The sequence below is a fragment of the Limnohabitans sp. genome (assembly GCF_031538885.1).
In the GTDB taxonomy this organism is placed as follows: Bacteria; Pseudomonadota; Gammaproteobacteria; order Burkholderiales; family Burkholderiaceae_C; genus Limnohabitans.
This window is the reverse complement of the sequence record NZ_JAVKLW010000021.1, coordinates 1-6296: the sequence shown is the minus strand read 5'-3', so window position 1 is coordinate 6296 and position 6296 is coordinate 1. Positions and strand designations below refer to the sequence as shown.

Annotated in this window: 6 protein-coding genes and 1 pseudogene; 3 read left to right on the top strand and 4 right to left on the bottom strand. The window is 56.1% G+C overall.

Features of this window, described 5'->3' with window-relative positions:
* Positions 1-144: 144 nt before the first annotated feature.
* The 3 genes and pseudogenes from RMS03_RS11590 to RMS03_RS11580 all read right to left on the bottom strand — a co-directional run bounded on the left by RMS03_RS11590 (position 145) and on the right by RMS03_RS11580 (position 1032).
* Positions 145-435 (bottom strand): hypothetical protein, encoded by a 291-nt coding sequence (locus tag RMS03_RS11590; protein WP_405023483.1) that lies wholly within the window; start codon positions 433-435, stop codon positions 145-147.
* 16 nt (positions 436-451) lie between these two features.
* Positions 452-817 (bottom strand): annotated as a pseudogene (locus RMS03_RS11585) (tripartite tricarboxylate transporter substrate-binding protein); the annotation flags it as partial.
* 38 nt (positions 818-855) lie between these two features.
* A complete protein-coding gene (locus RMS03_RS11580; protein WP_405023482.1) occupies positions 856-1032 on the bottom strand; it encodes a hypothetical protein in 177 nt (58 codons plus the stop codon).
* A gap of 118 nt (positions 1033-1150) precedes the next feature.
* On the opposite strand from RMS03_RS11580, the gene dcd reads away from it, so the two are divergent.
* The 3 genes from dcd (at position 1151) to RMS03_RS01315 (ending at position 5459) form a co-directional block, all read left to right on the top strand.
* Positions 1151-1726, top strand: coding sequence for a dCTP deaminase (gene dcd / locus RMS03_RS01325; RefSeq protein WP_100132599.1), 576 nt, complete (start codon positions 1151-1153; stop codon positions 1724-1726).
* Between the two features lie 59 nt (positions 1727-1785).
* A complete protein-coding gene (locus RMS03_RS01320) occupies positions 1786-3270 on the top strand; it encodes a DEAD/DEAH box helicase (protein WP_310625322.1) in 1485 nt (494 codons plus the stop codon).
* Between the two features lie 389 nt (positions 3271-3659).
* Positions 3660-5459 carry a DEAD/DEAH box helicase gene (locus tag RMS03_RS01315; RefSeq protein WP_310625321.1) on the top strand — a complete coding sequence of 600 codons (1800 nt, stop codon included), beginning with the start codon at positions 3660-3662 and terminating at the stop codon, positions 5457-5459.
* An 80-nt stretch (positions 5460-5539) separates the two neighbouring features.
* Here the strand turns inward: RMS03_RS01315 and RMS03_RS01310 are convergent, their stop codons facing one another.
* On the bottom strand, positions 5540-6139 hold the full coding sequence (locus tag RMS03_RS01310) for a 2-hydroxychromene-2-carboxylate isomerase (protein ID WP_310625320.1): 600 nt from the start codon (positions 6137-6139) through the stop codon (positions 5540-5542).
* Positions 6140-6296: the final 157 nt, after the last annotated feature.

Here is a 6296-nt window from a genome sequence, read left to right as displayed (position 1 = left end):
TTTGGTATCGTTCTTCTCGGCTGAGGTGCTTGTACATTGGGCAACTTCGACTTGGCGGTTAAAGCGGCCATGATGCTCTCGCATCCTCAGCCACCTATAACCAGTTCATCTTTGTTGCACTTCGTCCTTGAATCCGCCGCTCAATTAAGGCTTGAGCAAAGCCAACAAGTCTTTCAAGTTAGGCGCTTTCCCTAGGGCCCAGCAGGCCCTGATGATTTGCTGGCTGCGACCCGCGCCCAAGATGGGGTCTGCCAAATCGTGGAACTTGCGCTCCAACATGGCGTCGGTCATGGGGCGTTGCAATGAACCAATAGCGTACTCCACATGCACGTCCACCGTACGACCGTCTTTGAGGTGGGCCGTCACATACACATTTTCTTCGCGCACCGAGGGGGGCGACGACGGCGTTGATTTTGTCGCGCAAGGCCACCACATCGTCGCGGCGCACGATGTGGTCAGAGAACTCTTCCTCACCCGCACGGCCAAAGATCAGACCCACCGCACAGCCGTGGTACACGCTGAACTTGCCTTGCAGGCCGTCTTGCGGCATTTTTTTGCCTGTTAGTTCTAGCACCAACGGGTGCACACGCAGGTCAATGCGGGTCACGTCCTCGGGCGTCACACCTTGTGCGCGGAGTTGGGTGCAGGCGTCGATGCTGGGGTGAATCACGATGCCGCAGGCGAAGGGCTTGAAGTCTTTGATGGGATCGTACGACAGCTTTCGGGTCGCGGGCGACGTGCCGTGTGTCGCCACATAGCCTCGCATTAGGGTGTAGCCATCGGGTGCAGCGCGGGCGGTGGTTTGCGCGGCGATCACACCGCCGCCGCTTTGGTTATTCACCACCACGCTTTGGCCTAGAGCACCTTGCTGAAGCGTTCGCAAACGGTGCGGCCAATCATGTCAGAGCCACCGCCTGCCGCCACAGCCACGATGTAGCGAATGGGTTTGTTGGGAAACGGTGCCTGCGCCTGAACCGCTTCGGGTAAACCGAGTAGCCAAGGCGCGGCTTGCAAAAGGGTGCGGCGCTTCATGGGGTTTCCAAGAGGGGATTCATTTTCATCGTATGCGATCGGGCAGGGCACCGGTGTCGTCAACAGTCCACGAGGTGACAGCGTGTCTAAAATACGACGCTTATTCAAAGGTTGAACGATGAGCATCAAGAGCGACAAATGGATCCGCCGCATGGCCCAAGAGCACGGCATGATCGAACCCTTCGAGCCAGGCCAAATTCGCCAAAACGCAGCGGGTGAAAAGATCGTCAGCTACGGCACCAGCAGCTATGGCTACGACATCCGTTGTGCGCCTGAGTTCAAGGTGTTCACCAACATCTACAGCACCGTGGTGGACCCAAAGAACTTTGATCCCAAGAGCTTTGTGGACATCGAGTCTGACGTCTGCATCATCCCGCCCAACAGCTTTGCTTTGGCCCGCACCATGGAGTACTTCCGTATCCCCCGCAATGTGTTGACCGTGTGTTTGGGCAAGAGCACTTATGCACGCTGCGGCATCATCGTGAACGTCACCCCGTTTGAGCCCGAGTGGGAAGGTTATGTAACCTTGGAGTTCTCCAACACCACGCCGCTGCCCGCCAAGATTTACGCAGGCGAGGGCTGTGCCCAAGTGTTGTTCTTTGAGAGCGACAAAGACGACGTCTGCGAAACCAGCTACAAAGACCGTGGCGGCAAGTACCAAGGCCAAGTGGGCGTCACGCTGCCCAAGACCTGAGCTTGATTTGAGGCCTGTTTTGGCCATGACCGCCCACAATGCGACAATAGGCTCCAGACATGACGACCTCTTTTTCCAATTTGCAGCTGGCCCCCGCGCTGGCACGTGCCGTAGCCGAAATGGGCTACGAATCCATGACCCCCATCCAAGCCCAGGCCATTCCCGTGGTTCTGACCGGCCAAGACGTGATGGGCGCCGCGCAAACCGGCACCGGCAAAACCGCAGCGTTCTCGTTGCCACTGCTGCAACGTTTGCTCAAACACGAGAACAGCTCCACCTCGCCCGCCCGTCATCCCGTGCGCGCACTGGTGCTGTTGCCCACCCGCGAGCTGGCCGACCAAGTGGCCCAGCAAATCAAACAATACGCTGTGCACACCCACCTGCGCAGTGCCGTGGTGTTTGGCGGCATGGACATGAAGCCCCAAACCCTTGAGCTGAAAAAAGGCGTCGAAGTTTTGGTGGCCACACCTGGCCGTTTGCTCGACCACATTGAAGCCAAGAACGTGGTGTTGAACCAAGTGGAATATGTGGTGCTCGACGAAGCCGACCGCATGTTGGACATTGGCTTCTTGCCAGATCTGCAACGCATCTTGAGCCACTTGCCCAAGCAGCGCACCACGCTGTTGTTCTCGGCCACCTTCTCGACCGAAATTAAACGCTTGGCTGGCAGCTATTTGCAAAACCCCGTCACCATTGAAGTGGCCCGCCCCAACGAAACAGCCGCCACCATCACGCAACAGTTCTTTAGCGTGAGCGTGGACGACAAGTACAACGTCTTGCGTCACCTCATCAAAGCCAACGGCATGAAGCAAGCCTTTGTGTTTTGCAACAGCAAACTTGGCTGCGCACGCTTGGCCCGCTCGTTGGAGCGCGATGGTTTTCGCACCAGCGCCCTGCACGGCGACAAGAGCCAAGACGAACGCCTGAAAGCCCTTGAAGGTTTCAAGCAAGGCGAGGTGGATTTGTTGGTCTGTACCGATGTGGCCGCTCGCGGCTTGGACATCAAAGACGTGCCAGCGGTGTTTAACTTTGACATCCCCTTCAACGCCGAAGACTATGTGCACCGCATTGGTCGCACAGGCCGCGCCGGTGCTTTGGGTCACGCCATCAGCTTTGTGTCGGGCAGCGACCAACGCTTGGTGGGTGACATTGAGAAATTGCTCAAAACCAAAATCACTTTAGAACACGTGACCGTTGAGCAAGACCGCTCGCGTGAGCGTCGTGAGCCGCGCGGTGATTCGCGTGAGTCTCGCGGTGAGCGTTCCGAGTCTTCGAGCCGTCCACGCGAAGGCTTCGCCCCGCGTGATTCGCGCCCGCGCGAACAAGACAGCCGCCGCAGCCGTGAAGTGGGCTACGTACCCGCACCACGCATCAAGAACGACCCGTTCTTTGACAAACCCTACGAAGCGCCAGTGCGCAGCGCCGAAGCTGCTGCACCTGCCGCACCCGACCCACTGCGCAAGTCGGCCAACATCAAGCCCAAGCGAGTGATGGCGGCTTTGTTCAAGTCGACTACTTATGGACTCGACCCTATGAAGTCTTGAACTCGCCTTCAAAGTAATTGCCCTCATGTTCTGACTATGAGGCAAAGAAGACGCAACAAGGCTTAGGTTGGTGAGAGCCGAGGGCAAGCTAGGGTTGTTTTACTTGTCCAGTTACAGCCCCGTCAGTCCTGAGATCGCTGCTTTCTCTATGCGGCTTAAAACTTCACAGGCAATAGATAAAAACCCGAATCCGTGTCATAATTGCAGGCTTCGTTACAAACACGTAGCGAATTTGTACATCTCCCTTCATTCACCGGGCTCGCGAAATGAGTCCCAAGCACTGAATAAACCCCTAGCGGGTCAGAGCAGGTTCCGTTTGATGGTTGATGTTTTTTAACCTAGAACGGAGCAGTCGCACAACTTGCGGCGCTCACGTGCGAGAAAAAATCATGACTGACACTTTAAATGTGACAGGCGAATTTGCGCCTGTCGAAACTATGGCTATGAACGCTCAAGACGCCGTTGCTACTGAGGGCGTTGACGTGCCTGAAGTTGCACAAGCAGACGTGCCCAATGGCTTCGTCGAACTCGGCTTGGCACCTGAATTGGTTCAAGCGGTGGCTGACTTGGGTTACACCCAACCCACCACGGTTCAACTCAAAACCATTCCTTTGGCTTTACCTTTGCCTTCGGCCAACGCAGATGCAAAAGCAGGCTTCATCGACTTGATGGTGTCTAGCCAAACGGGTAGCGGCAAAACAGCTGCGTTTTTGTTACCTGTGTTGCACACCTTGATTCAACAACAAGCCCAAGCCGAAGCGGGTGACAAAGCTGCTTGGGACAAACTGGTAGCCGACGCCGCGGCCAATGGCGAAGAGCCACCCAAGCGCGCCAAGCGCAAAGACCCGACCAACACACGCAATTTCAAAGCCCCAACCCCTGGTGCGTTGATCGTTTGCCCAACCCGCGAATTGGCACAACAAGTGGCGCACGACGCCATCGATTTGGTCAAGCACTGCCGTGGTTTGCGCGTGGCCAACGTGGTGGGCGGCATGCCTTACCAGTTGCAAATCGCCAAACTGCAAAACGCTGATTTGGTGGTGGCCACACCTGGGCGTTTGCTCGACCTGCAACGCTCCATGCAAATCAAGTTGGACAAAGTGCAATTCTTGGTGGTGGATGAAGCCGATCGCATGCTCGATTTGGGCTTTGCCGATGACTTGGCTGAAATCAACCAACTCACCATCGACCGCAAACAAACCATGATGTTCAGCGCCACGTTTGCGCCGCGCATTCAACAGTTGGCCACACGCGTGATGCGTCAACCCCAACGTGTGCAAATTGACTCACCTCAAGAAAAACACAGCAACATTCGTCAAGTGCTGCATTGGGCGGACAACGCACAGCACAAGCGTCGTTTGTTGGACCATCTCTTGCGCGACACCACTATCAACCAAGCCATCATCTTCGCCAGCACCCAAATCGAGTGCGACGGCTTGGCCAATGACTTACAGCAAGAAGGCTTCTCCGCTGTGGCATTGCACGGTGCGTTGAGCCAAGGCTTGCGCAACCGTCGCTTGATGGCTTTGCGTCAAGGCCAAGTGCAGTTCTTGGTTGCCACCGATGTGGCCGCGCGCGGCATTGACGTGCCGACCATTACCCACGTGTTCAACTTCGGCTTGCCTATGAAGTCTGAGGATTACACCCACCGCATTGGTCGTACAGGTCGCGCAGGGCGTGACGGTTTGGCCGTGACCTTGGCCGAGTTCCGCGACAAGCGCAAGATTTTCGACATCGAAGCCTACACACGCCAACAGTTCACGGCTGAAGTGATTCCTGGCATGGAGCCTACCCAACGCCTCGAACAACGTGGCGGTGGCGGCCGTGACTATGACCGCAAAGGTGGCGGCAAGTTTGGTGGCGGTGGTGGCCGTGGCGGCTTCGGCGGCGGCAACAAGTTTGGCGGTGGTGGTGGTCGCTTTGAAGGTAATGGCCAAGGCCGCTTCGAGCCACGCTCGGAAGGTCGTTTTGAAGGTCGTCAAGACAACAACCGTTTTGAAGCACCTCGTGGCAACAGCTTCGAGCCACGTCAAGGCGCACCGCGCGGCAACTTCGGTGCCCCACGCGCTCCGTTTGAGGCTGGCCGCACACCGTTTGACAAGCCTGCCCGCCCTGCGGTTGGCGGTAAGTCGTTTGGTGGTGGTTTTGATGCCAAAAAACGCGCCCCTAAGCCACGCTCACCACGTTAATTAGCCTACGCTAAACGTATTCAGCCACCGCGTTGCACCTTGTGTGCAGCTGCGGTGGCTGAATTGTTTGTGGGCTTTGGTTAGGGCGTGAGCGTTTGAGACACAAAGTCCAAACGGTCTTGACCCCAGAACATCTCGCCGTCTATCACGTAACTGGGTGCGCCAAATACTTGGGCGTCAATGGCGCTTTGGGTGTAGCTGTCATAGCGGGCTTGTGTTTCTGGTGTGCTAGATAACGCTAGGCACGTTGCATCCAGCTGGTGTTCGTTGAGCAATGTCGCCAATGTGGCGGCATCTGCAATGTCGCGCTCTTCATGCCACACCGCGGACAGTACAGCACCTGTGATGGTCAAAGCCGGATCCGTGCCATAGTGCATGTCCACTGCGATGATCAGCTTGGCCGCAGCGTCGCACGCTACAGGAAAAAATTTGGGGTGAAGGTTCAGAGGTAAGTCGAGACCCTTGCTGAAGCGTGTCAATTCCACTAATCGATACGCTTGGCGTTGTGGCGCACGTTTACCCAGAGGTAAACCACCTGAGATGGGAAATACTTTGCTCAAGTCCATAGGCATCACACGCACCTTAGCGCCTGCTAATTTAGCGATTTTTAAAAAACGGTCATGCCCTAAATACGTCCAAGGACTTTGTGGGGCGAAGTAGTAATCGACCATTTTTGACATAGATTTCTCCTGTTGAAAATTGGCGGATTCAAGGACGAAGTGCAACAAAGATGAACTGGTTATAGGTGGCTGAGGATGCGAGAGCATCATGGCCGCTTTAACCGCCAAGTCGAAGTTGCCCAATGTACAAGCACCTCAGCCGAGAAGAACGATACCA

Coding starts and splice junctions, on each gene's coding strand:
- RMS03_RS11590 (WP_405023483.1), bottom strand. CDS start 435: ATGTGGTGGCCTTGCGCGACAAAATCAACGCCGTCGTCGCCCCCCTCG.
- RMS03_RS11580 (WP_405023482.1), bottom strand. CDS start 1,032: ATGAAGCGCCGCACCCTTTTGCAAGCCGCGCCTTGGCTACTCGGTTTA.
- dcd (WP_100132599.1), top strand. CDS start 1,151: ATGAGCATCAAGAGCGACAAATGGATCCGCCGCATGGCCCAAGAGCAC.
- RMS03_RS01320 (WP_310625322.1), top strand. CDS start 1,786: ATGACGACCTCTTTTTCCAATTTGCAGCTGGCCCCCGCGCTGGCACGT.
- RMS03_RS01315 (WP_310625321.1), top strand. CDS start 3,660: ATGACTGACACTTTAAATGTGACAGGCGAATTTGCGCCTGTCGAAACT.
- RMS03_RS01310 (WP_310625320.1), bottom strand. CDS start 6,139: ATGTCAAAAATGGTCGATTACTACTTCGCCCCACAAAGTCCTTGGACG.